General features: G+C 62.9%; 25 protein-coding genes. 12 read left to right on the top strand and 13 right to left on the bottom strand.

Going from position 1 to position 23,097, the window contains the following annotated elements; genetic code table 11:
* Positions 1 to 23 precede the first annotated feature (23 nt).
* Genes R4P64_RS21005 through R4P64_RS20990 form a run of 4 tightly spaced genes read left to right on the top strand, consistent with a single transcriptional unit; the run spans position 24 to position 3,490 of the window.
* A complete protein-coding gene (locus R4P64_RS21005; RefSeq protein WP_317822518.1) occupies positions 24 to 965 on the top strand; it encodes an ABC transporter substrate-binding protein in 942 nt (313 codons plus the stop codon).
* A 5-nt stretch (positions 966 to 970) separates the two neighbouring features.
* A complete protein-coding gene (locus R4P64_RS21000; RefSeq protein ID WP_116104578.1) occupies positions 971 to 2,116 on the top strand; it encodes an ABC transporter ATP-binding protein in 1,146 nt (381 codons plus the stop codon).
* 4 nt (positions 2,117 to 2,120) lie between these two features.
* Positions 2,121 to 2,804, top strand: a complete 684-nt coding sequence (locus R4P64_RS20995) for an ABC transporter permease (protein WP_033236696.1) — start codon at positions 2,121 to 2,123, stop codon at positions 2,802 to 2,804.
* Positions 2,801 to 3,490, top strand: a complete 690-nt coding sequence (locus R4P64_RS20990; RefSeq protein ID WP_033236695.1) for an ABC transporter permease — start codon at positions 2,801 to 2,803, stop codon at positions 3,488 to 3,490. Before R4P64_RS20995 ends, R4P64_RS20990 begins: the two co-directional genes overlap by 4 nt.
* A gap of 69 nt (positions 3,491 to 3,559) precedes the next feature.
* Here the strand turns inward: R4P64_RS20990 and R4P64_RS20985 are convergent, their stop codons facing one another.
* The 4 genes from R4P64_RS20985 to R4P64_RS20970 form a co-directional block, all read right to left on the bottom strand.
* Positions 3,560 to 4,753: an NADP-dependent malic enzyme gene (locus R4P64_RS20985; RefSeq protein WP_045069512.1), complete on the bottom strand. Its 1,194-nt coding sequence runs from the start codon at positions 4,751 to 4,753 to the stop codon at positions 3,560 to 3,562.
* 297 nt (positions 4,754 to 5,050) lie between these two features.
* Complete coding sequence (locus tag R4P64_RS20980; RefSeq protein WP_033234421.1) at positions 5,051 to 5,455, bottom strand: hypothetical protein; 405 nt, start codon at positions 5,453 to 5,455, stop codon at positions 5,051 to 5,053.
* A 3-nt stretch (positions 5,456 to 5,458) separates the two neighbouring features.
* Positions 5,459 to 6,070 (bottom strand): MarC family protein, encoded by a 612-nt coding sequence (locus tag R4P64_RS20975; RefSeq protein WP_033234422.1) that lies wholly within the window; start codon positions 6,068 to 6,070, stop codon positions 5,459 to 5,461.
* A complete protein-coding gene (locus R4P64_RS20970) occupies positions 6,070 to 6,924 on the bottom strand; it encodes a PHP domain-containing protein (protein WP_317822514.1) in 855 nt (284 codons plus the stop codon). Before R4P64_RS20970 ends, R4P64_RS20975 begins: the two co-directional genes overlap by 1 nt.
* 120 nt (positions 6,925 to 7,044) lie before the next feature.
* On the opposite strand from R4P64_RS20970, the gene R4P64_RS20965 reads away from it, so the two are divergent.
* Together R4P64_RS20965 and R4P64_RS20960 are read left to right on the top strand one after the other, a co-directional pair.
* Positions 7,045 to 8,115 (top strand): magnesium and cobalt transport protein CorA, encoded by a 1,071-nt coding sequence (locus R4P64_RS20965; protein WP_045069510.1) that lies wholly within the window; start codon positions 7,045 to 7,047, stop codon positions 8,113 to 8,115.
* A 136-nt stretch (positions 8,116 to 8,251) separates the two neighbouring features.
* Complete coding sequence (locus R4P64_RS20960; protein ID WP_033234597.1) at positions 8,252 to 8,704, top strand: SRPBCC family protein; 453 nt, start codon at positions 8,252 to 8,254, stop codon at positions 8,702 to 8,704.
* A gap of 36 nt (positions 8,705 to 8,740) precedes the next feature.
* Here the strand turns inward: R4P64_RS20960 and R4P64_RS20955 are convergent, their stop codons facing one another.
* The 4 genes from R4P64_RS20955 to R4P64_RS20940 form a co-directional block, all read right to left on the bottom strand.
* A complete protein-coding gene (locus tag R4P64_RS20955) occupies positions 8,741 to 9,325 on the bottom strand; it encodes a suppressor of fused domain protein (protein WP_033234425.1) in 585 nt (194 codons plus the stop codon).
* Positions 9,326 to 9,396: 71 nt separating this feature from the next.
* Entirely contained in the window at positions 9,397 to 10,503 is a 1,107-nt protein-coding gene (locus R4P64_RS20950) for a winged helix DNA-binding domain-containing protein (protein ID WP_317822510.1), read from the bottom strand.
* Positions 10,504 to 10,535: 32 nt separating this feature from the next.
* Positions 10,536 to 11,030 (bottom strand): general stress protein, encoded by a 495-nt coding sequence (locus tag R4P64_RS20945; protein ID WP_033234426.1) that lies wholly within the window; start codon positions 11,028 to 11,030, stop codon positions 10,536 to 10,538.
* 106 nt (positions 11,031 to 11,136) lie between these two features.
* Positions 11,137 to 12,099: an HpcH/HpaI aldolase/citrate lyase family protein gene (locus tag R4P64_RS20940; RefSeq protein WP_033234427.1), complete on the bottom strand. Its 963-nt coding sequence runs from the start codon at positions 12,097 to 12,099 to the stop codon at positions 11,137 to 11,139.
* 90 nt (positions 12,100 to 12,189) lie between these two features.
* Here R4P64_RS20940 and R4P64_RS20935 point away from each other — a divergent pair, with 90 nt between their 5' ends.
* From R4P64_RS20935 to R4P64_RS20915, 5 genes are all read left to right on the top strand, one after another.
* Positions 12,190 to 13,476, top strand: a complete 1,287-nt coding sequence (locus R4P64_RS20935) for a magnesium transporter MgtE N-terminal domain-containing protein (protein ID WP_033234428.1) — start codon at positions 12,190 to 12,192, stop codon at positions 13,474 to 13,476.
* Positions 13,473 to 14,021 (top strand): DUF1003 domain-containing protein, encoded by a 549-nt coding sequence (locus R4P64_RS20930; protein WP_045069506.1) that lies wholly within the window; start codon positions 13,473 to 13,475, stop codon positions 14,019 to 14,021. The genes R4P64_RS20935 and R4P64_RS20930 overlap by 4 nt, the downstream gene beginning before the upstream one ends.
* Positions 14,022 to 14,135: 114 nt before the next feature.
* Positions 14,136 to 15,590 carry a lytic transglycosylase domain-containing protein gene (locus R4P64_RS20925; protein WP_317822507.1) on the top strand — a complete coding sequence of 485 codons (1,455 nt, stop codon included), beginning with the start codon at positions 14,136 to 14,138 and terminating at the stop codon, positions 15,588 to 15,590.
* A 171-nt stretch (positions 15,591 to 15,761) separates the two neighbouring features.
* A complete protein-coding gene (locus R4P64_RS20920; protein WP_092807244.1) occupies positions 15,762 to 16,622 on the top strand; it encodes a lytic transglycosylase domain-containing protein in 861 nt (286 codons plus the stop codon).
* A 24-nt stretch (positions 16,623 to 16,646) separates the two neighbouring features.
* Positions 16,647 to 17,783, top strand: a complete 1,137-nt coding sequence (locus R4P64_RS20915; protein WP_033234431.1) for an Mrp/NBP35 family ATP-binding protein — start codon at positions 16,647 to 16,649, stop codon at positions 17,781 to 17,783.
* Positions 17,784 to 17,793: 10 nt separating this feature from the next.
* Here the strand turns inward: R4P64_RS20915 and tatB are convergent, their stop codons facing one another.
* From tatB to sigE, 4 genes are all read right to left on the bottom strand, one after another.
* The gene (gene tatB, locus R4P64_RS20910) at positions 17,794 to 18,228 is read right to left on the bottom strand and encodes a Sec-independent protein translocase protein TatB (protein ID WP_233364198.1); all 435 of its coding nucleotides are present in this window, start codon (positions 18,226 to 18,228) and stop codon (positions 17,794 to 17,796) included.
* Between the two features lie 73 nt (positions 18,229 to 18,301).
* Positions 18,302 to 19,831 carry a trypsin-like peptidase domain-containing protein gene (locus tag R4P64_RS20905; RefSeq protein ID WP_411742690.1) on the bottom strand — a complete coding sequence of 510 codons (1,530 nt, stop codon included), beginning with the start codon at positions 19,829 to 19,831 and terminating at the stop codon, positions 18,302 to 18,304.
* A gap of 60 nt (positions 19,832 to 19,891) precedes the next feature.
* Positions 19,892 to 20,227: an RNA polymerase subunit sigma-70 gene (locus tag R4P64_RS20900; RefSeq protein WP_317822503.1), complete on the bottom strand. Its 336-nt coding sequence runs from the start codon at positions 20,225 to 20,227 to the stop codon at positions 19,892 to 19,894.
* Between the two features lie 34 nt (positions 20,228 to 20,261).
* Positions 20,262 to 20,861, bottom strand: coding sequence for an RNA polymerase sigma factor SigE (gene sigE, locus R4P64_RS20895; protein ID WP_033234434.1), 600 nt, complete (start codon positions 20,859 to 20,861; stop codon positions 20,262 to 20,264).
* Between the two features lie 300 nt (positions 20,862 to 21,161).
* On the opposite strand from sigE, the gene R4P64_RS20890 reads away from it, so the two are divergent.
* On the top strand, positions 21,162 to 21,797 hold the full coding sequence (locus R4P64_RS20890; RefSeq protein WP_033234435.1) for an O-methyltransferase: 636 nt from the start codon (positions 21,162 to 21,164) through the stop codon (positions 21,795 to 21,797).
* Here R4P64_RS20890 and glgC read toward each other — a convergent pair whose 3' ends face one another.
* A complete protein-coding gene (gene glgC / locus R4P64_RS20885; RefSeq protein WP_033234436.1) occupies positions 21,798 to 23,012 on the bottom strand; it encodes a glucose-1-phosphate adenylyltransferase in 1,215 nt (404 codons plus the stop codon).
* Positions 23,013 to 23,097: the final 85 nt, after the last annotated feature.

Genomic DNA, 23,097 nt, shown 5'->3' with positions numbered 1-23,097 from the left:
GCCCGAAACACGGAAGGACGCACATGCGCACCTCACGATTTCGTTCCAGCCGTCTGCTCGTAGCAGCGGCAACTGTCCTCTCACTCGCTGCGCTCACTGCGTGTGGCAGCAGTGACAACAACGACAACAGTTCGGACCCCAACACCGTCGTCGTGGGTTCGGCAAACTTCACCGAGTCCGAGATCATTGCCAACATCTATGCGGAAGCACTTCGCGTCAACGGTTTCGACGTGTCCACTTCGTTCAACATCGGTAGCCGCGAGGCTTACATTCCGGCGTTGAAGGACGGCTCGATCACCCTCATCCCCGACTACACGGGCAATCTTCTGCAGTATCTCGATCCCGCTGCCACCGCGACCAGTTCCGCGGACGTCCTGGCGGCTCTGCCGGCCGCGTTGGGTAGCGAATTGGCCATCACCACACCCGCGTCGGCGGAGGACAAAGATGCCGTAGTCGTCACCAAGGAAACGGCCGACAAGTGGAACCTGAAGACCATCGCCGACCTGGCGCCGCATTCCGCCGAGGTCAAGTTCGGCGCGCCCGCCGAATTCCAGGAGCGCCCCGTCGGCCTGCCCGGGTTGAAGGCAAACTACGGACTCGACATCTCGGCCTCCAATTTTGTCCCGATCGCGGACGGCGGTGGCCCGGCAACGGTCAAGGCACTCGCATCCGGTGACATCACCGCCGCAAACATTTTCACGACGTCGGCGTCGATTCCGGCCAACAACTTTGTTGTCCTCGAAGACCCGAAGAACAATTTCCCCGCCCAGAACGTCGTGCCGGTGCTGCGCGCATCGGCATCGTCCGACAAGCTCGCAGCCGTCCTCGACGCGGTCTCGGCAAAGCTGACCACCGAGGAACTGCTCGATCTCAACGTGGCGGTGTCCGGCGACGCCAAGACGGAACCGGCCGCAGCAGCCAAGGCGTGGATCTCGGCGCAGGGCCTCGACAAGCCGGTCTCGTAACCCACGTGATCACCTTCGAGGGAGTCACCAAGCAGTTCCCGGACGGCACCACCGCAGTTGATCGACTCGATCTCACCATCGAGGCCGAGTCGTTCACGGTGTTCGTCGGTCCGTCCGGGTGTGGCAAAACAACGTCGATGCGGATGATCAACCGGATGATCACGCCCACGTCGGGCACAATCCGCGTCGACGGCCGCGACATCTCGCAGACCGACGCGGTGACCTTGCGACTCGGTATCGGCTACGTCATCCAGAATGCCGGGCTGTTGCCGCACCGGACCGTCGTCGACAACGTCGCAACGGTTCCGGTGCTGCGGGGTGAATCTCGCCGCGCCGCACGTAAAGCCGCACTGGGTGTTCTCGAACGCGTGGGTCTCGATCCGTCACTGGCGACGCGCTACCCGGCGCAGTTGTCCGGCGGGCAGCAGCAGCGAGTGGGTGTCGCCCGCGCGTTGGCTGCCGATCCGCCGATTCTGTTGATGGACGAACCCTTCAGCGCCGTCGATCCGGTGGTTCGTGAGGACCTGCAAACCGAAATGCTGCGCCTGCAAAGCGAACTGAAGAAGACCATCGTCTTTGTCACGCACGATATCGACGAAGCAGTCAAACTGGGCGACCACATCGCGGTCTTCGGTCCGGGCGGTCGCCTGCAGCAGGTAGCCGCGCCGCGCGACGTATTGGCCGCACCGGCTACGGATTTCGTGGCAGGTTTTGTCGGACGTGATCGCGGATATCGAGGACTGTCCTTCCGCAGCGCGGACGAGGTGCCGCTGCATTCCATCCGGACGGCCACCGAGTTCGAATTGACATCCCTGAGACTCGAATTGGGTGAATGGGTGCTTGTTGTCACCGAGTCCGGTGCGCCCCAAGGTTGGATCGACGTCACCGGGGTCGAGGGCATACGCGCCGGACACACTTTGGCACAGTCGACGTCGGCCGGCGGCTCTCTCTTCGGCCCGGGCGGCGATCTTCGGCAGGCGCTCGACGCGGCCATCTCGTCACCGTCGGGAATCGGTGTTGCCGTGGACGCCGAAGGTGCGGTGATCGGCGGCATTCTGGGCTCCGAGGTTGTGGCCAAATTGGCCGAGCAACGTCGGCGCGAGGACCAGGAACGCAATCGACTCGCCTTCACCGAAGGATTCGGGGTGTAGCGGCGTGCGCTGGCTCATCGACAATTTCTCGACGGTTCTGGATTACACACGAACACATCTGTATCTCGCACTGGTGCCGTTGGCGGTGGGCTTGGTCATTGCCCTTCCCGTCGGCACGGCAATTCGGAATATCCGATGGCTGCGCCGAATCACGTTGACCTTGGCCAGCATTGCGTTCACCATTCCGTCATTGGCACTGTTTGTCACCATCCCGCAGATTTTCGGACTCAAGACACTCGATCCGCTCAATGTCATCATCGCGCTCAGTGTGTACTCCACCGCACTGCTCGTCCGCGCGGTCCCGGAAGCATTGGATTCGGTACCCGCCAACGTCATCGATGCCTCGACGGCCATCGGCTTCACCGCACTGCGCCGGGCGTTGACCGTCGAACTTCCCCTTGCGCTGCCGGTTCTGATCGCAAATGTCAGAGTGATTGCGGTGACCAACATTTCGCTGGTGTCGGTGGGTTCGCTGATCGGTATCGGCGGTCTGGGAGTTCTCTTCAAACAGGGCTACGACCGGGACTACCCCGACCAGATCGTGGCCGGCATCATCGCCATCGTGGTCCTTGCACTGGCCCTCGACTTGATCCTGTATCTGCTCGGCAGGTTCCTGACCCCGTGGACCAGAACTCCGTCCGCATCGAAGGTCCCCGCGATCGTCACGGCCGAAGGTGAGCCGGTATGAGTATCTTCACCGGCGCCTGGGAGTACCTCACCAATCCCGACAACTGGAGCGGCGACACCGGAATCGGCACCCGAATCCTGCAGCACCTCTGGTACAGCCTGCTGGCCGTCGCCCTCGCCGCAGTGATCGCGGTCCCGATCGGCCTGATCATCGGGCATCTACGACGCGGTCAGATCGTGGTGGTCAGTCTTGTCAACGCACTGCGCTCACTACCTACGCTCGGCTTGCTGACGTTCCTCGTCCTGCTCATGGGACTAGGAGTGATGCCCCCGATCCTCGCACTGGTCATCCTCGGCATTCCGCCATTGCTAGCCGGAACGTATGCCGGCATCGCCAGTGTCGACCGTGACGTCGTCGACGCGGCGCGCGCAATGGGGATGACCGAGACACAAGTGCTGCTACGCGTCGAGGTCCCCAATGCGCTTCCGCTCATTCTGGGTGGGCTCCGAAACGCCACACTGCAAGTCATCGCGACCGCGACTGTTGCCGCCTACGTCAATCTGGGCGGCATCGGACGGTACATCTTCGACGGGATCGCGCTGTACAAGTACGACCGCGTTGTTGTCGGCGCAATCTTGGTCGCGGTGGTTGCGCTTGTCGTGGACGGCGTACTTGCACTGGTCGTGTGGGCTTCCGTCCCGGGAACCGGCAGACTGCGACGCACCCCGAACCTCGCACGCGTGTAGCTGCCCACGCAAAAACCCCGACCGAAACCTTGTGTGCGGGTTTCGATCGGGGCTTTCGAGGAGTCCCTCTTAGCTGGTCACGCCCTCAGCGTGCGCTGCGGCCGCGACGGCTTCCGCAACTGCGGTCGCCACGCGAGGGTCGAGTGGGCTCGGAACAATCTTGTCCACGGCCAACTCGTCGCCGACCACCGACAGGATCGCCTCGGCGGCAGCGAGCTTCATACCTTCGGTGATGCGACGGGCACCGGCGTCGAGCGCGCCCTTGAACACACCGGGGAAGGCAAGCACATTGTTGATCTGGTTCGGGAAGTCACTGCGGCCCGTAGCCACGATCGCCGCGTACTTCGACGCGGTCTCCGGGTGAATCTCCGGATCCGGGTTCGAGAGCGCAAACACGATCGACTCCGGAGCCATCGACGCGATGAGCTCCTCGGGGATCTTGCCCGCCGAGACACCGAGGAAGACGTCCGCACCGGCCAAAGCCTCGACGGCACCGCCATGGACACTGCGCGGGTTGGTGCGCGACGCCAGCTCTACCTTGATCTCGTTGAGGTCGCTGCGCTCGCTCGAGATGATGCCCTTCGAGTCGAGCACGACGACATCGCTGATACCGGCGGCGAGCAGAATGTTCGCACACGCGACACCCGCTGCACCCGCACCGGAGATGACAACCTTGAGCGTGGTGATGTCGCGGCTCTGCACCTTCACGGCGCCCTTGAGCGCAGCAAGAACCACAATCGCGGTGCCGTGCTGATCGTCGTGCATGACGGGGCAGTCAAGTGCCTCGATTACACGCTTTTCGATCTCGAAGCAACGCGGCGCCGAGATGTCCTCGAGGTTGACCGCGCCGAAGCTCGGACGCAGACGGATCAGGGTCTCGACGATCGCGTCGGGATCGGTGGTGTCGAGCACCAGCGGGATGGAGTTCAGTCCGGCAAAGCTCTTGAAGAGAGCGGACTTGCCCTCCATGACGGGCAACGATGCGCGGGGTCCGATATCGCCCAGACCGAGAACCGCCGTGCCGTCACTGACGACGACAACCAGTCGATTGGTCCACGTGTAGCGATCGGCAAGGGTCTCGTCAGCTGCGATGGCGCGGCTCACCTGAGCCACACCCGGCGTGTACGCGATCGACAGAGCGCGCTGCGTATCGAGCGGCGCGGTGGTCTCGACCGACAGTTTGCCACCGACGTGAGCGGCAAAGATTTCTTCGTCGGTCAGCTCGACCTTGGGTACGTTGATGGCTTCAGTCACAAGGGACACAATGACACTCCTGATATGACCAGCCGCACTCGGGGCTGGGTTACTGGGAAGTAGTGATCTGACGGCCGAAACAGAACGTTAGCAACGGTCAGAGTCTTTTCTTCCGTGAACAACTGCAGAGAAGAAGAGCATTCGGGTGCGCAAGAAAGTTGGCCGCAATACATCCGAAGCGTCATGGTGTTGGGCGGGTGAGCCCTGGCAGATCCATGCAATTTCTTCATGGCCGGGCTGTGGCGCCGCCTACGAAGTCCCTCCAGTTTGCCACCTGCGCGCGATCACAATCAAATCCTTCGGTCCCTAACCCCACCACTGCGTCACCAGCAGCACCCCGGCAGTTACGAGCACAACCACGGACGCGGCTATTGCGGCAACGCCGCGGCGACGGTCACAGAAGATCTGTGCGACCAGCGCCACTACCGACGCCACGATGTGCGCGGTGATCGATGTGGTGCCCGGTCCGGGAAAGCCCCGATTGCCTCCCAGATACGCCGACGCGATCACCACGACTGTGAGAACAACGATTCCAGCCGCGACGGTCCCACTGAGCGCACGCAGACCACGAATCAACGCCCACTGCTTGGTGTCCGGAGCATCGTAGTAATCGTCGTAGCGGTCGTCGTAGTCGTACGAGTTGTCGTAGGCATTGTCGTCCCGGTATGCGTCGTAGCTGTTGTTGTCGTAACCGTTGTTGTCGTAAGTCACGATCTACGCTCCCGTGATGAATCCGCGGACGGACTCCGCGATGAGTTGAACGGCGATGGCGGCAAGCAGCAAACCTGCGATGCGGGCCAGCAGCGAGATTCCGCCAACACCGAGCACACGGATCAATGCGGTCGAGAATCGCAGCACTATGAACAGAACGAGATGAATCGAGATGATCGCCAAGGCGATCGCAAGGTACGACGCCGCGTCACCGTCTGCCTGGGCGACAAAGACGATGACCGCGGCGATCGCGCCGGGGCCGGCCATCATGGGCGTACCCAGCGGGACCAGGGCCACGTTGACGTCGTCGGCACCCTGCGGACGGTTGGACGTCTTGCCGGTGAGTAGTTCGAGAGCGATCAGCAGAAGGAGCAACCCGCCGGCGCCCTGCAATGCGGGTATGCCGATGTGCAGATAGTTGAGGATTGCCTGCCCGCCGACCGCGAAGACGGAAATAACGGCGAGCGACACTGCCGGTGCCTGCCACGCCGCGCGGTTACGGTCTGCGCGGTCCTTGCGGCCGACCAGGGACAGGAATACCGGAATGACTCCGGGTGGGTCCATGATGACAAAGAGGGTGATGAAAACCGTGAGGTAGAGCGTCGTGTCCAACATCAGTGTTTCAGCACCTCGACGCCTGTTGCCGCCGACATCAATTCCTCGAAGTCGGCGGGGTCGGTGAGCTCGTCGCCGAGGTCGATCGTCTTGTTGTCTCCGTGGTAGTCCGATGATCCGGTCACCGCGAGGCCGAGTTCGCCGGCCAGTCCGCGAAGGAGAGTCCGATCTGCGGGCGCATGATCCGGGTGATCGACTTCGAGTCCGCCGAGTCCGGAGGCCGCCAGATCGCGAACGTGGCCTAGAGCGAGAACACGACCACGGGTGCGCGCACGACCATGAGCGATCACCGTCACTCCCCCGGCCACTGCGACCAGTTCAACGGCGTAGTCGATCGGCGTGTCGTATTTCGGAACGTCGTAGCGCCCGCGGGTTGCCAACAAGTCCTTGAAGGCTTCACCGATGCTCGAGACCACGCCGGCCCGCAGCAGAGCCGCTGCGATGTGCGGACGCCCCACAGAAGGACCAGCCGACGCGAGGATTGCGTCCGGGTCGATCGGCAGCCCGTCGCGGGCCATCAGAGTCGCCATCGTGCGGATTCTTTCGACCCGTTCGCCGCGTAGCCGCTCGCGTTCCTTGGCGAACTCGGGGTGGTCCGGGTCGAACAGGTACGCCAGGAGGTGCACCGCGACCGGCCACCCGTCCTCACCTTCGCCTTCACACGACATTTCCATGCCACGGACGAGTCCGAGCCCGGCAGGCAGTGCGCGCTCCGCCTCCGCCCAGCCGGCGGTGGTGTCGTGATCGGTGAGCGCGACAACGTCGAGTCCGGAGTGGGCAGCGGCGCGCACCAGTTCGGCGGGGGTGTCCGTGCCGTCTGATGCGTTGGAGTGGGTGTGAAGGTCTATTCGCACCGCTCCAGTCTGTCAGCAATCCGCAAGACCATCTCGCTCCGGTCGATTGCCTGAGATCCTGACGTACGATTGCGCGGCAGCAATAGTGCGCTTCGCCTATCTGCGGAGGGAGTAGACACAGTGCCGTCACTACCGAACTGGTCGAACGGCAAATCAGCTCCGCCACCGTTGCCGAGGATTCCCGTCCCCGCAGCTCGTGCCATTGTGGATTGTGCTGTGTACGTGGACGGCACCAGGCTCCCGGGAAAGTTCACGCACAACGCCGCTCTCGATGAAGTGCGCCGACGCGGAAAGGGATTCGTCTGGGTTGGGATCCATGCTCCCGACGAATCCCAAATGCAGGACGTGGCAAAGACTTTCGGCCTACACGAGTTGATGGTCGAGGATGCCGTCCACGCACACGAGCGACCCAAACTCGAACGCTACGACGACGTCATGTTTCTCGTCCTTCGAACCGTTGTCTACGTTCCGCACGATTCCGTGGAGACGGCTAACGAAATCGTGGAGACCGGCGAGATCATGGTGTTCGTCGGTCCGGACTTTGTCGTCACTGTTCGGCACGGTGACCATTCCGAACTGGCGAGTGTCCGCAAAGCCCTCGAACAGCTACCCGAGCGTCTCGCCATGGGACCGTGGTCCGTTCTCCATGCCATCACCGACCACGTCGTCGACACGTACCTGTCGGTGACACAACTGGTGGAGCAGGACGTCGACAACATGGAAGAGTTGGTGTTCAACCCACGTAACAGCGTGGCGGTTGAGCACATCTACCTGCTGAAACGGGAAATCGTCGAACTTCGACGGTCGGTCACCCCGCTCGGCATGCCACTCCTGCAACTGACACAACCAGCAGGCGGGTTGGTCCCCAAGGAGATCAGACGCTATTTCCGCGACGTCCGAGACCATCACACCATCGTCTCCGAACGCATCTCCGAGTACGACGAAGTACTGAGTTCGCTCGTGGACGCTGCTCTGGCAAAGATCGCGGTGCAGCAGAACACCGACATGCGCAAGATTTCGGCGTGGGTGGCGATCGCGGCGGTGCCGACCGGAATCGCCGGCATCTACGGCATGAATTTCGAGAACATGCCGGAACTGGGCTCGCAGTACGGATATCCGATGGTGATGGTGTTCATCGCGTCGGTATGCGTCGGGTTGTTCTTTCTGTTCCGCCGAAACAACTGGCTCTGACTCTGTACTTAGCCACAGTGCAAGCGGACAATGAGTTGTGGGTACCAACACGTATCACGTGTACCCGCGGGTCCCTCGCATCGAAATCACCGCACCCGAAAAATACCTTGCCACAAGCAAATTCGGAGGAGCTACGATGCCTACAGTTGAGCAGTCAGTAATCGTTTCGCGCCCGGTTCCGGAAGTCTTTCAGTACCTCAGCACCGCTGAGAATTGGCCGAACTGGGACAACTCGATTGTCGAATCCCGGCAGATCACGGACGGCCCGATAGGAGTGGGGACCCGCTGGCAGGGAGCCAGCCGAATACTCGGCAAGCGCATCGACTGGACCGCCGAGTTCACGGAATACGATGCGCCCAAGCGAAGTTCGGCAAAGTCTGTCAAAAGCCCCGTCGCTTTCACGCTGACCACAACGTGCGAGGAAGTCGAGAAGGGTACGCGCGTCACCTATCGACTCGACAGCGAAAGTGGCCTGGGCGGAGTGTTCGGCAGAATGGCAGACCCGCTCGTCACCAAGGCATTCGGCCGATCCCAGCAGGCCAGCCTGGAGAATCTGGCCGACCTTCTCGATAACGAAGCCGCACAATAAGATCGGAGCGACACGGCAGTTAGAGCGACACGGCAGTTAGAGCGACGCCGCCGCTCGGTGCGGATCTCGGACGTCGATGCCCGCCTCAGCCCAGGCTTCACGTAGTGCACCTGCACCGCGCAGACGGACCCAGGCTGCTTCGGTTCCGGTTATGGGGACCACGGCGAGGAACCGAACCGGATCCATCGGCTCGGGGAGCGTCAGATCTTCAATCCCACTGTCACTGAGAAGGACTGCAGTAAAAGCTGCGCCCTTCCACAGGGGCTCCCCGAGGTCGAGCAGCGCATCGTCGAGCAACACGATGCCCTCGACCGACGGGGCCGCCGCCAGAACAGCCAAGGTGCGCGCGATTCCCGACGCAATACCGGTGCCGCCGCGCAGCGAGAGCACCAGTTCCGCCCGGGGTCCGCGTGTGGGATCGGCGACCAGATCACCCGGATCGCCCATGGGGTGCCGCGAGCACCCCAGTGTTGCGTAGTGCACCACTGAGTCGGGAGATTCGAATCTGAGCACGTCCAGCGGCTCGACACCCAGGAACGTCACCGAGGCCGCAGCCGGCTCCGGCCCCTCGATATTGGCAACGAGGTGCGCGCGGACGGAGGACACAACACTGTCAGACACGCGTCCATCTAAGCACCATCACGGCGCTGATCGCAGCGCAGAGGCCGGGGCGCTTCAGAACGCCTGTTTTGCTAGGTGAGAATTTCGACGGATATCTCGTGCTTGGAGATCGTCGGATGCAGAAATCGCAGCAATGAACGCGCTTCCCTCTCGATGGATGACATGGCGGTTTTCGACTGCTGCGAAAACAGTGACACCGTCAATCGCGCGGTATCACCTTTCGCGGATTCTGCGGTGAATCCCACAACCTTCCCTCGTACCAGCACGGCGGGTTTGATTATTCCGTTCACCGTGAAGACCCGAGTTCGGTACTGCTCATCCATGATTCGCGAGCGATCCGCATGTGAGAGCAAAATGTTGTCGAACGGAGCCAAGATCCGGACCGGTGGTGTGCCGTCGTCCGGGCGTGGAGCGTCTGGCAGGTCGAACAGTTCCGTCCCCCTCTCGTTCACGAACGTCATCAGGTTCGGACGCAGTCGCTCGAAAACCTCTGCCAGCCTGGTTAATCCCGACCACGCCTGGGCGTCCTTCACACTCGCCGGACCGAAGGCAGCGAGATAGCGCAACACCAGGGCGTCTGGAACAGGAGTCGAATCCAGCTCTGTGCCCAGCCAACTCTCCAGCGTGGTCAACGCGGGCGGTCCCGATCTACCCCACAACCCGCGAGGCGGTACCTGGACCATCGGCAATAGTCCCCTGATCCCGTGCGCGAGTCCTTCCGGAGAGCGCCCTGGAAAGCGTTCGGCCAGAAGCGGCCTCATCTGCATCTGCGTAAGTGGACCATCGGAAACAAGTTCGCGGCCGGCCTGCGCAAGAGCGGCCAGATCCATTCCGCTCAGCGCCGCCCGGTGCGCGGTGTTGGTGTGCAGATCACGGTCCATAATCGACTGAACCGTGCCACGGAAGGATGCGGCATCAGCGGCCGACATCACAAATACCGTTCCGCGCATCGCAACCAGACGCACCACCTGCCGACGCTCGATCAGTGTCGACAACTCTTCTGCCGCAAAGTTTTTGACACGAGCCCACAGAGCAAGGTACGGCGGCGTCGGGGCCTGCGCCTGCAGACCGGCCAGGTGTTCGACGGCTTCGAAGGCAGTGACGTCAGCCCGCTCCAGCAGGAACTGACGCGCAAGGGTCGCCCGACCGAGGGCGCGATCGGTCAGTACACGCGTCACGGTTCCCTCGCGCTCACCGTGCACTGAACCGATCAGATCGCGAGCTTCGCGAGGAGATCGCGGGCAGCCTCGGCGGTCTTCGGCTCACACAGCACGTCGTACCGACCGGCCACCAACTGCATGGTCGAGGCAAAATCTCGCTGGCCGCGCGTCGCTGCGTACGGGATGGTTGTTGTGATCACGCCGAAGATGATGCCGCCGACGATGCCCGTGATCAGTGGCCCGATGAAGCTGGTCGTGAAAAGACCCAACAGAAGGCCGAAGAACACGCCCAGCCACGCGCCGGACACCAGACCGCCACCGATCACCTTCGGCCACGTGAGCCGGCCGAGAACCCGTTCGACCTGCATCAGATTCACACCGACGATGGTGACATCCTGGACCGAGAATTCCTGATCGGACAGGTAATCGACGGCGCGCTGTGCCTCCGCATAGGTGGGGTACGACCCGATCGGCCAGCCCGAAGGTGGTGTCGGCAACGCTCCACGGCGCGACCCATTCGGCGATTGTGCGAGCGGATTGGACATGGGTGATCGTGCTCCTTGTTTCGGGCGCGTCATCCGTGACTGAACAACGCGAGACATACAAACCTATTGTGCCCTTTACCTACCCGATTTGTTCGACCGCAGCTGATCAGGCGTGTTCTGGTGGAGTGAATTCCGTTGTCCGGGCCATACCCGCTGCCCGGCCTTTCGCGGAAATCACCAGCGCCATCTTGCGACTTGCCTCGTCGATCATCTCGTCACCGAGCATCACGGCTCCCCGCCCACCGCCGGCCGCGGAGGTGTGGAATGCGTAGGCGTCCAAGATCAATTCAGCGCGATCGTAATCTGATTGCCTCGGGCTGAACACCTCGTTGGCCGCCTCGATCTGAGTCGGGTGCAGTACCCATTTGCCGTCGAAACCCAATGCTGCAGTGCGGGCAGCGCTGCGCGTGAACGCCTCGACGTCACGAATCTGGAGGTACGGACCGTCGATGGCCTGAACCCCGTGCGCCCGCGCAGCCATCAGAATGGTCATCAGGATGTGGTGATAGGCGTCACCACGGTCGTAGCCGTCCGGCTGCTCTCCAACCACCAGGGTGCGCATGTTCAAACTCGCCATGAAATCTGCCGGCCCGAAGACCAACGCCTCGACCCGCGGGCTGGCCGTGGCAATCGCGTCGATGTTGGTCAGGCCGATCGCGTTCTCGATCTGGGGTTCGATGCCGATTCGTCCCACTTCGAGGCCGTTGGCCTTTTCCACCTGAGTCAACAACAGATCAAGTGCCTGCACGTGGCTCGCATCGGGAACTTTGGGCAGCAGAATCGCGTCGAGGTGAGCACCCGCCCGGCCGACAACCTCCACGACGTCGGCGTACGTCCATTCGGTGGTCCAGTCGTTCACCCGAACCACCTTGACCTGCTTGCCCCATCCGTCCTCGGCCAGCGCGTCACCGACGGCTTCGCGTGCGGCCTGCTTCGCCAACGGTGCGACCGCGTCTTCGAGGTCGAGGAAGATCTCGTCGGCCGGCAGTCCCTTTGCCTTGTCGATCATCTTGCGACTGCTGCCGGGAACGGCGAGAACTGATCGGCGGGATCGGTTACGTGATGTCATCTCTTTTGAGTGCCCTTCAGAGGTATCGACTCGTACGTTTTCGGCGTCTCTGTTGCAGATAATGACGCGTGAGGAATTAGCCTTGCAATCATGGCAGCAGCAGGCAAGGTATTTGCAGCCAGGCTGGCCGGCCTGGTTGTCCTCGGCCCCGACGGTGAGTCGATCGGGCGAGTGCGCGATGTCGTGATCACGGTCCGCATCGGTCGCCAGCAACCGCGGGTGCTCGGTTTGGTGATCGAAATGTTCACGCGCAAACGCATTTTCGTGCCGATGTTGCGTGTCACCGCGATCGAACCGAGTGCCGTCACACTGACGACCGGCAATGTCAGTATCCGGCGATTCACCCAGCGCCCCGGCGAAGTTCTCGCTCTTGCACAGGTACTCGATTCACATGTGCGAGTGGACGACCCGGAGTTGACCGAACTCCACGGCGTCGACGCCGTTGTCGTCGATCTGGGTATCGAATCGAGGCGCACCCGCGATTGGGTGGTGTCGAAGGTAGCGGTCCGTGGCCATCGCGGACGCCTGGGACGCCGGGCCGCGATCCACATCGTGGACTGGCAGCACGTTGCCGGACTTACCCAGAGTGACCTGTCACTGCCGGGGCAGGGCGTCGCCCACCTGCTGCTGCAGTACGAGGGCATGCGGCCGGCCGACGTCGCCAACGCGATGCGTGAACTTCCGGAGAAGCGCCGACACGAGCTAGCCGTAGCCCTCGACGACGAGCGTCTCGCCGACGTCGTGCAGGAACTACCTGCCGACGATCAGACCGATCTCCTCATGCACCTCGAAGTGGAACGGGCGGCCGACCTCCTCGAGGCGATGGACCCGGACGACGCCGCCGACCTACTGGGCGAGTTGCCCGAAACCGAGGCGGAATCGTTGCTGCAGTTGATGGACCCGCAGGACTCGGAACCGGTGCGCCGACTCCTCGAACACTCCCCCGATACGGCTGGTGGTTTGATGACGCCGGAACCGGTGGTGCTGACGGCGTCGACCACGGTGGCGGAAGCTCTCGCCCGGGCCCGCAATTACGACGTCACGCCCGCGTTGTCCAGCATGGTATTTGTCGTGCGCCCGCCGACGGCCACGCCGACCGGACGCTACCTCGGGTGTGTTCATCTGCAGAAGTTGTTACGTGAACCGCCGGCGAGCCTGGTCGGCGGAATTCTGGACAGCGACCTACCCAGTCTCGGGGCCGACGATTCGCTTGCTGTCGTGACGCGATACTTCGCGACGTACAACCTGGTGTGCGGACCGGTGGTGGACGACGAGAACCACCTGATCGGCGCGGTCACCGTCGACGACGTTCTCGATCACCTCCTGCCCGAGGACTGGCGCGAAGACGATTCCGACGACGAGGGGTTGGTCCGATGAGCGATCGGTCTTCCAGCGCCCGTCAGCGCCTAGAGACTCCCCGTGGGAGTCGGCGGTTCCACATCGACTTCGATGTCGAAGCGGTGGGCCGGGTCAGCGAGCGTATTGCGCGTTTCCTCGGCACGGGTCGCTACCTGGCGATTCAGACGATCATCGTCATCGTTTGGATCGCACTCAATGTCTTTGCGGTCAGCTTGCAGTGGGATCCCTATCCGTTCATCCTGCTCAACCTGGCGTTCTCGACGCAGGCCGCGTATGCGGCACCGTTGATCCTCCTGGCCCAGAATCGGCAGGAGAACCGAGACAAGGTCTCGCTCGAAGAGGACCGGATTCGCGCCGAACAGACCAAAGCCGACACAGAGTTCCTCGCCCGGGAACTCGCTGCTCTGCGTATCTCCCTCGGCGAAGTCGCGACTCGTGACTATCTGCGACGCGAACTCGACGAGATCAAATTGCTCCTCACCGCCGAACACGAACCGCCCCAGAAGAAGAAGCATCGCGAATCAGGTTCCTCGAAAAAGAGTCTCGACAGCCGGGATTCTTAGCTGAGGGTTTACTGAGTTTTGCTGCATAGACCGAGACCGATATGTAACGTAAGTCACAGACTCTTATATATATCGGTGGGTACTCCGAACCCGGGCTACCAGCAAAGGGGAATCGTGCGCGTACGAGGATTGATCGCAGCGTCCACGCTACTGGGGGGCCTACTCGCGGCCACCGGACCGGCAGCCCTTACCGCAGGTAGTGCCCCTGCAACGGGATCACCGATACCCATTGCACTCGCAGGTAACGCCGTGAACGCAGCGGACAGCCCCGATTTCCTTCCGACACCTCGCACGGTGCGAACGCAACGATCGGCACCACCGAGCACTACCGCAACAACCACCGCACTGGACCCCGCAGCCGCAACAGTTGTCCTGACCTCACTTGGCATCCCCGAGATCGTCCTCAACGCCTACCGCTCCGCGGAACTGGTGATGATGACGGAGGCACCAGGCTGCGGCGTCCCGTGGCATCTTCTGGCCGGTATCGGCCGAATCGAATCGGGCCATGCCAACGGTGGACGCACCACCTCTGTCGGCACCACTGTGACGCCGATCTTCGGCCCGGTGCTGGACGGCCGCCTGGCCGGCAACCAGATCATCACCGACACCGACAAGGGCCTGATCGACGGCGACCCGACCCACGACCGCGCCGTCGGCCCCATGCAGTTCATTCCGTCGACGTGGGCGCACTACGCCAGTGACGGCAACGGCGACGGTGTTACCGATCCCAACAACGTGTTCGACGCGGCACTCTCGGCGGCCAAATATCTCTGCAGCGGCGGGCTCGATCTCCGCAACCTCGATCAGGAGACCAAAGCCGTTCTCCGATACAACAATTCCGCGGCGTACGCCGCAAACGTGATCATGTGGTCGACGGCGTACAAGAGTGGAGTCCTCCCGTCCGGATCGCTGCCGTACACCGGCGGAATCAATACCGGGAGCATCAACACCGGTAGCTCCGACGCCACGTCGACTGCGGCCATTCTCGCTGCTGCGGCGGCAGTCGATCCGACGGCCGAGAAGAAGGACGGCGATCAGGCAACGGCAGCAGCTACTCCCGCGCCACTACTCCCCGGCCTGCCTGACATGCCGGCACTCTCGCCGGATCTCCAAGCGCTGATCCCACCCGGAGTACTCCCCACCACACCGAACCCGTCAGCACCCGGGCTGGCCTCACCCGCCGCGCCCGGTCCTGCCACCACCCCACAGGCTCCGACCGGACCGATCATCCCACTGCCCGTACTCACGTCACGCGGCCTCGTGTGGCCGATTCTGACGCCGACAGGCTGGACGTGGCCAGACGACATGTGCGTGATCCTCCCGGATCCCGTAGCACTCGCGCAGTTGCAGCCCGGAATCCACCTGCCGTGCGCCGTTCCGACCGCCGAGGCGTCGCCGACCACGCCGGCCCCCGCCACCGATGCCACGACAACATCTCCGTCGTCCGTCCCGGCGACTACATCCGACGCCGCGCCCGCTGCCGTGGCGCCCTCACCCGCTGCCGCACCGGCACCCGCGCCCGCACCCGCACCACTGCTGCCGGGTTTGCCGTTCATGCCCGTCGCATAACGGTCACGTCGCGATAACGCTCGCGCCGGAAAAATCACGATTGAACTGCGTCGACGGCACAGATCTGCCCACTTAGATCACGGTTGAGTAACGGAAGTGCAACAAATCAGGTAGCCTCGATTCCGTCATTGAACGGAAAACCCCGATTTCGGGGTCCAGGAGGCAGTAACAGTGGGTCGGCACAACAAGAAGACAGATTCGCACATCCGTCGCAACTCGGTCATCGCGCTTTCCGGCCTCATTCCTATCGGTTTGGTTACAGCAGCGAACTCCGCCGGAGCGGCATCCGATATGCCTTTCGTCAATGCCGCCAGCGCCGAAACCGCCGTGGGGTCACTCGAGACCCCGGCCACGCAGGAGCCGCAAGCTCAGATCCTTCCCGTCGCCGACCTGGCCGCAGCGCCAGTAGTAGCCGAGCCCGCCCCGCTCGCACCGGTCCAGGCCACACCCCCACTGCCCGCTTCGATGGCCGAAGGCGCCCTCGGCATCCCCAGCGTGAGCGTCGCCGCCTATCAGAACGCCGAGCGCATCCTCGCTGTCGAGAACCCCACCTGCAACATGCAGTGGACCCTGATGGCAGGAATCGGCCGCGTCGAATCCGGCCACGCCCACGACGGCAAGGACGCCGACGCAAACGGCAACCTCTTCGAACCTGTCATCGGACTGCCCCTCAACGGCAGCCTCCCCGGCCAGGCCGTGATCATGGACACCGACGGCGGCGCACTCGACGGCGACACCGTCTACGACCGCGCAGTCGGCCCGATGCAGTTCATCCCGTCCACGTGGACGCAGTACGCCGGCGACGGCAACGGTGACGGCATCTCCGATCCGCAGAACCTCTTCGACTCGGCACTGACCACCGGAAAGTACCTGTGCGACGGCGGATTGAACATGCAGGACCTCACGCAGGCCGCCAAAGCAATCCATCGCTACAACAACTCGGCTGCCTATGTCGCCAACGTCCTGGCCTGGACTGCCGGTTACTCCACCGGCATCGTGCCCGCCGCATCGGACCTGCCTCGCATTCACTGATCTGCCGACACCTACCATGGAGCCATGTCCGCACTGACCGAGTCCGACGTTCGCTCCGCGCTCGCGCGAGTTCTCGACCCTGAGATCCGCAAACCCATCACCGAATTGGGGATGGTCAGGAACATCACGCTCGCGCAAGACAACAGCGTCGACATCGGGATATACCTCACCACCGCAGGGTGCCCGATGCGCACCGAGATCACCGAGCGCGTCACCAAGGCAGTTGCCGACGTCGCCGGTGTTGGTGCCATTCGCGTCGAACTCGACGTGATGGACGACGCGCAGCGCACGGAACTTCGCAAGTCGCTGCGCGGCGACTCCGCCGAACCGGTGATCCCCTTCGCCCAGCCCGGCTCTCTCACCCGTGTGTACGCCGTCGCCTCCGGCAAGGGTGGTGTCGGAAAGTCCAGTGTGACAGTTAATCTCGCGGCTGCACTAGCAGCACGCGGCCTGTCCGTCGGTGTTCTCGACGCCGATATCTACGGTCATTCCATCCCTCGTATGCTCGGTACCGACGCCAAGCCAACGCAGGTCGAGAAGATGATCATGCCGCCCGTCGCGCACGACGTGAAGATGATTTCCATCGCCCAGTTCACTCAGGGCAACACCCCGGTCGTGTGGCGTGGCCCGATGCTGCACCGCGCGCTTCAGCAGTTCCTGGCCGATGTCTTCTGGGGCGATCTGGACATCCTTCTGCTTGACCTTCCGCCCGGAACGGGTGACATCGCCATCTCGGTGGCCCAGCTCATCCCGAGCGCCGAGATTCTGGTGGTCACCACTCCGCAGCAAGCAGCCGCCGAGGTTGCCGAGCGCGCCGGTGCCATCGCACTACAGACCCGTCAGCGTGTTGCCGGCGTCGTCGAGAACATGTCGTGGCTCGAACTGCCGGACGGCACCCGCATGGATGTCTTCGGAACGGGCGGCGGCCAGACGGTATCCGATCGCCTCACCAAGGCAGTCGGCGCGAAGGTTCCGCTGCTCGGCCAGATTCCGCTCGATCCGTCGGTTCGCGAAGCCGGTGACGCCGGCACGCCGATCGTGCTGAGTGCACCGGAGAGCGCTGCCGCGAAGGCATTGACGGAGATCGCGGACAAGTTGGCCGTCCGTCAGCGCGGACTCGCCGGAATGTCGCTCGGCATCAACACTGTGCGCAATATGTAGCGGGTTGCGCTCAGGTTGCGTCGAGGTCGACCGGTGGACGCTCTCCGGCTGCGAGAGGCTTGTCCTTCGTGAGTGACATCGGTTCCTGAGCGCCACTCTGGGGCTTCACACCGCTGCCGCTCTGGGACTTCCCACCGCTTTGGGACTTCTTGTCGAAGTCTCCGGTGAAGAGGGAGTCGTCTCCGTCGAGAAGATGCTGGGTGATCACAGCGCGCGGGGTCATCCCGCGCAGCTTGTTCAGATCTGCGAGTGGTTTACGCAGATCCTCGAAGTCGGTGCCCAGTTCTTCCTTGAGCTGATTCTGGGCTCCGGAAGCATATTCACGTACCTGCCTCAGTGATCGTGTAACCCAGGAGACCGCGCCCGGAAGCCGCTCAGGTCCCAAAATGACCAGAGCCGCTACGAGGAGGATCATGAACTCGCCCCAACCGATGTTGCCAAACACAGGGCAAGCCTACTGTGTGTCCGGTTGTTGCGCGCAGGTCCGGATCAACCTCACAGCAACCTCGTAGGTTCCCTCAGTCCGAAACCGGCGTGACCGATATGTCTACCTGGCGTCCCTCGCGGATCAACGCGACGTTGACCGGCTGACCGATCGACGCGGCGTTGACGGCCACAACAAATTCGTCGGCGCCTGTCACTTGCCTGTCCCCGACCTTGACGATGACGTCGCCCTCGACGATTCCGGCTTGTTGCGCCGGGCTTCCGTCACGGACATTGGCGACCGCAGCACCGCTGGTGGCGTCGTTGACGACGGTGCGAACATTGACGCCGATATCCGGGTGGCGCACCGAACCGTCACGGATGATGGCCTGCGCCACCTCGGTGACCGTGTCGATCGGGATCGCAAAACCGAGCCCGACGGAACCACCCGATTCGCTGAGCATCGCGGTGTTGATGCCGATCACGCGGGCTTCCGCATCCACCAGAGCACCACCGGAATTGCCGTGGTTGATGGCCGCGTCTGTCTGGACGGCGTCGATCACCGCGTTGGTATCGGTGCCCTCTCCGGACAACCGCAACGGGCGATTCAGGGCGCTGACGATTCCGCGTGTCACAGTCTTGCTCAAACCCAACGGGGAACCGACGGCCACGACGTCGTCACCTACCTGGACGTCTTCGGAGCGTCCGAGTTGTGCAACCGTCAGATTGCTCGCCGACACCTTCAGCACCGCGAGGTCCGTCTTCACGTCGCGGCCGACAATCTGAGCGTCGGTCTTGGTGCCGTCGGAAAAGATGACCTGGATCCGAGCGTTCTGGGCCGGCGGAGCGGCCGAGGAGATCACGTGGTTGTTGGTGACGATGTATCCCTTGTCGTCGATCACGACGCCCGAACCGGTGCTTCCCTGATCGCCGACGGCAACTTGGATGGAGACAACGGACGGCAGCACCGCGTCGGCGACCTTCGCGACGTCGGATTGCGGCTGTTCACCCCCGCCGGATTGCACCAACGTGACGTGCGAACTGGTGAGGGAACTTCGGTCGGCAGTGATCACCGTCGCGAGCAGTCCGCCCACCAGGGCAATCACAAGTGCCATTCCGGCGAGTGCAGCCAGCGCGGATGGCGCGACCTTACGCCCGAACAGTACGTCTCGGACATCCAGTTTCGTTGCGGGAGGCAAACTTTCGGGTTGGGTTTCCTGCGCGGGTGAACCAAGAGCCACCGACGACGCCGGATCACGCCACGGGTCGTTCGGGACTTCGTCTTCGGGTTCGGATTCCGTGTCGGCTTCGGGATCACGACCGATGGATTCCGTGGCGCCCTCGGGGCGACCGAACGCCTCTGCGAGAACCGGATCGGGCGAACCGACTACAACACCGGGCGTCTGCACGCTCCGGGCAGCTGCCTGGGAGAAGGAACCGTCGACGCCGCTCGGCCTACTGAATGCCTGCTGCGACGCCGGATCGATCTGCGGCCGATACACCGGGCGGGGTTCCAGAACAGGCGCGTCTGCCGGTCGATCCACCGAACCGTTTGCCGAAGTAACCGAACCGTTCGCCGAAGTATCGGTATCCACGCCGGAATGCCCCCTCTGTCCGTCAGTCACGCGTTCCAGTATCACTGATCGGCGGATGCACGGCGTCGCTGACTGGGCCGAAAGGACAGGTCATTTACGCCAGCGGCGTGAAAGGCGTTTGCCGATAGCGCCGAAACCGGCGTCCGATCCCGGTGAGGTATCGGCAGTATTGCTGGTGCAGGTCGGAATTGCGCTGAGCAGTCCGACAAGCGACAGTGGCATCGTCATCTCGCCGCTCCGCCGGAGCGCACCACGGGCCTGTTGCTGTGCATCGACTGCAGCCGCGCATTCAGCACACAGGGAGATGTGGTGTGAGGCCCGAAGGTAGGCCTGCATGCGAAGTTCTCCGTCGACGTAGGCGGCAATTGCCTCACTTGCCAGGTGTTCGGTCGAACCGAACTGGCGGGGTGCCCGCGCCTCCGTCATTCGTCCCTCCAGATGATTGACCAACGTTCCCCCGTCAGACGCCGACACGTTCGGAATCACCGGCGCGTTGTGCTGCTGCCAGATGATCGCGAATCGCTTGTCGTCCACGGTGGATACGGCTCCGAACCGTTCCGAGCTTGACTCCCAGTGTGGCACCGATTTCCTCGTACGACAGACCTTCGATGTCACACAGCACAACAGCGGCACGGAAATCCGGTGCCAAGGAGTCCAGTGCGGCCTGAAGATCGGCGTCGAGACGGGCGTCGTGGTAAATCTGCTCGGGGTCCGGACCGGCCGACGGTACGCGGTCGTAGTCCTCCGGGAGCGCTTCCATGCGGATGCGGTTGCGTCGGCGAACCATGTCGAGGAACAGGTTGGTCGTGATGCGGTGGAGCCAGCCTTCGAACGTGCCCGGCTGGTAGTCGGAGAGGGAACGGAACACACGAATGAACGTGTCCTGGGTCAGATCTTCTGCGTCCTGCGCGTCGCCTGACAGGCGGTACGCAAGGCGGTACACGCGGTCACCGTGTTGGCGGACGAGTTCGTCCCACGACGGCATGGCCGACTTCTCACCCGTTGCGTCGAAAACAGCAGTACCGATCAATTCGGAATCCACAGCCGATTCCGTCGTCATTACTTCCGACTCTCGAGGGCGAGGCTCGTCGTTGATCTGGAAAATAAGTGGATCCTCCTGGTCTTTTCGCACCGCGCGGTCAGCTCACGTGATGATTCGAACAACCGAACACCGAGGCGTTTTGTTCCCGGATCACCTTTGATCAGCTCATCCATCGCCGCCGGATGTTCCGTGCACTTCCGGCGATGTAGATACCCTCTCGCACCGCGGTGTGCATGCCATATGAAGAGGCTGAGGGATTCCTGAGAATCTGTCAGGGTGCGCGCCTTGCAGCGTCAATGCGACCGGCCCGATAACCTCATGAGCGTGACCCACGCCGAACAGATACTCCGCCACGTCGAGGACGTTGTTTCCGAGGACGAGATTTTTACCGCGGCGCGGGACCGAGCGTTGGACCTCGGCACCGCACCCGTGACGCCCGCAGTCGGCGCGACACTGGCGATGTTCGCCCGCATGCTCGGCGCGAGGACGGCGGTCGAGGTCGGTACAGGAGCCGGTGTGAGCAGCCTGTGGTTGCTGCACGGTATGCGCGACGACGGTGTCCTGACCACTATCGACAGCGAACCCGAGCATCAGCGCGCAGCCAAATTGACGTTCCGTGAAAGTGGAATCGCTCCCGCTCGCACCCGGTTGATCAACGGCAATGCACTCGACGTGTTGCCGCGCCTCGCCGACGGTGGATACGACTTGGTCTTCGTCGATTGCACCCCGGTCGATCAGCCGCACTACGTGCGTGAAGGTATCCGGTTGCTGCGTCCGGGCGGTGTGATCGTGCTGCACGACGCTCTTGCGGGTGGTCGCGTCGCCGACCCGTCGGCCCGTGATGCCACGACGGTGGCCGTCCGCGAAGCCGCCAAGGCCATCGCGGACGACAAGCGTCTGGTTCGGGTGTTGCTTCCGCTCGGTGAAGGACTGCTCTGCGCTAGCAAGCTCTAGCTAGATCCAAACGCCTTTACCGATTGCGACGACTCCACCGGAGCTGATCGCAAATCGTTCGCGGTCTCGTTCGAGGTCGACGCCGATGATTTCGCCGTCACCGACAACAACGTTCTTGTCGAGGATGGCGCGGCGCACGACTGCTCCCTTGCCGATGCGCACTCCTGGCATCAGGACGCTTCCTTCGACGGTGGCGCCGTCCTCGATCATCACGTTCGAGCTGAGAACCGAGTTGCGCACCGTGGCGGCGGACAGGATCGATCCGGCGCCGACTATCGACTCCTGAGCGAGGCCGCCCTTCACGAACTTGGCCGGTGCCAGGTTCTCGGTGGCGCCGCGGATGGGCCAGCGGCGGTTGTACAGGTTGAAGATGGGGTGGACGGAGACGAGGTCCATGTGTGCGTCGTAGAAGGCGTCGAGGGTGCCGACGTCGCGCCAGTAGCCGCGGTCGCGGTCGGTCGCTCCTGGAACGACGTTGTCCTTGAAGTCGTATACCGAGGCTTCGCCGGCTGCGACGAGGGCGGGGATGATGTCGCCGCCCATGTCGTGATCGGAATCGGAGTTCTCGGAGTCTGCGCGGATGGCGTCGACCAATACCTTGGTGGTGAACACGTAGTTACCCATGGAGGCAAAGGTGGAATTGGGGTCGTCTGGGGTGCCGGGCGGATGAGCCGGCTTCTCGAGGAACTGCGTGATGCGCCCCGACTCGTCGCTGTCGATGCAACCGAAGGCAAACGCCTCACTACGCGGCACCCGGATACCGGCGACGGTCACTCCGGCACCGGAGTCGATGTGGTGCTGCACCATCTGCTCGGGGTCCATGCGGTACACGTGGTCGGCGCCGAACACCACGATGTACTCGGGGTCTTCGTCGTAAACGAGGTTGAGCGACTGCAGGATTGCGTCGGCGCTGCCGGTGTACCAGCGCGGCCCGAGTCGCTGCTGCGCCGGGACCGGGGTGATGTACTCACCCGCAAACCCGGACAACCGCCACGTCTGCGATATATGTCGGTCGAGTGAATGCGACTTGTATTGCGTGAGCACACAGAGACGCAGATAGCCCGCGTTCACCAGGTTGCTCAACACGAAGTCGATCAGTCGATAGGCGCCGCCGAACGGCACCGCTGGTTTAGCTCTATCCGCCGTCAGCGGATAGAGACGTTTGCCCTCGCCCCCGGCGAGGACGATTCCAAGCACATGCGGCTGGCTTCTCACACGCTTAACCTATCCGCACTCCGGTAGTCCCGCTAGCGAAGCGGTCCGCGACACTCTCGAAGTGCGCCGGCCGGTAGCCGGATCG

It is taken from the genome of Rhodococcus sp. IEGM 1366 (assembly GCF_033142425.1).
Taxonomy (GTDB): domain Bacteria; phylum Actinomycetota; class Actinomycetes; order Mycobacteriales; family Mycobacteriaceae; genus Rhodococcus_F; species Rhodococcus_F globerula.
The sequence above is the reverse complement of the archived record's forward strand: the minus strand, read 5'-3'. Positions and strand labels throughout refer to the sequence as shown.

Bases quoted from the DNA above. Each gene is read 5' to 3' on its own strand.
- R4P64_RS21005 (WP_317822518.1), top strand. From the start codon at position 24: ATGCGCACCTCACGATTTCGTTCCAGCCGTCTGCTCGTAGCAGCGGCA.
- R4P64_RS20990 (WP_033236695.1), top strand. From the start codon at position 2,801: ATGAGTATCTTCACCGGCGCCTGGGAGTACCTCACCAATCCCGACAAC.
- R4P64_RS20975 (WP_033234422.1), bottom strand. From the start codon at position 6,070: ATGTTGGACACGACGCTCTACCTCACGGTTTTCATCACCCTCTTTGTC.
- R4P64_RS20960 (WP_033234597.1), top strand. From the start codon at position 8,252: ATGCCTACAGTTGAGCAGTCAGTAATCGTTTCGCGCCCGGTTCCGGAA.
- R4P64_RS20945 (WP_033234426.1), bottom strand. From the start codon at position 11,030: ATGTCCAATCCGCTCGCACAATCGCCGAATGGGTCGCGCCGTGGAGCG.
- R4P64_RS20940 (WP_033234427.1), bottom strand. From the start codon at position 12,099: ATGACATCACGTAACCGATCCCGCCGATCAGTTCTCGCCGTTCCCGGC.
- R4P64_RS20935 (WP_033234428.1), top strand. From the start codon at position 12,190: ATGGCAGCAGCAGGCAAGGTATTTGCAGCCAGGCTGGCCGGCCTGGTT.
- R4P64_RS20930 (WP_045069506.1), top strand. From the start codon at position 13,473: ATGAGCGATCGGTCTTCCAGCGCCCGTCAGCGCCTAGAGACTCCCCGT.
- R4P64_RS20915 (WP_033234431.1), top strand. From the start codon at position 16,647: ATGTCCGCACTGACCGAGTCCGACGTTCGCTCCGCGCTCGCGCGAGTT.
- R4P64_RS20900 (WP_317822503.1), bottom strand. From the start codon at position 20,227: ATGACGGAGGCGCGGGCACCCCGCCAGTTCGGTTCGACCGAACACCTG.
- sigE (WP_033234434.1), bottom strand. From the start codon at position 20,861: ATGACGACGGAATCGGCTGTGGATTCCGAATTGATCGGTACTGCTGTT.
- R4P64_RS20890 (WP_033234435.1), top strand. From the start codon at position 21,162: ATGAGCGTGACCCACGCCGAACAGATACTCCGCCACGTCGAGGACGTT.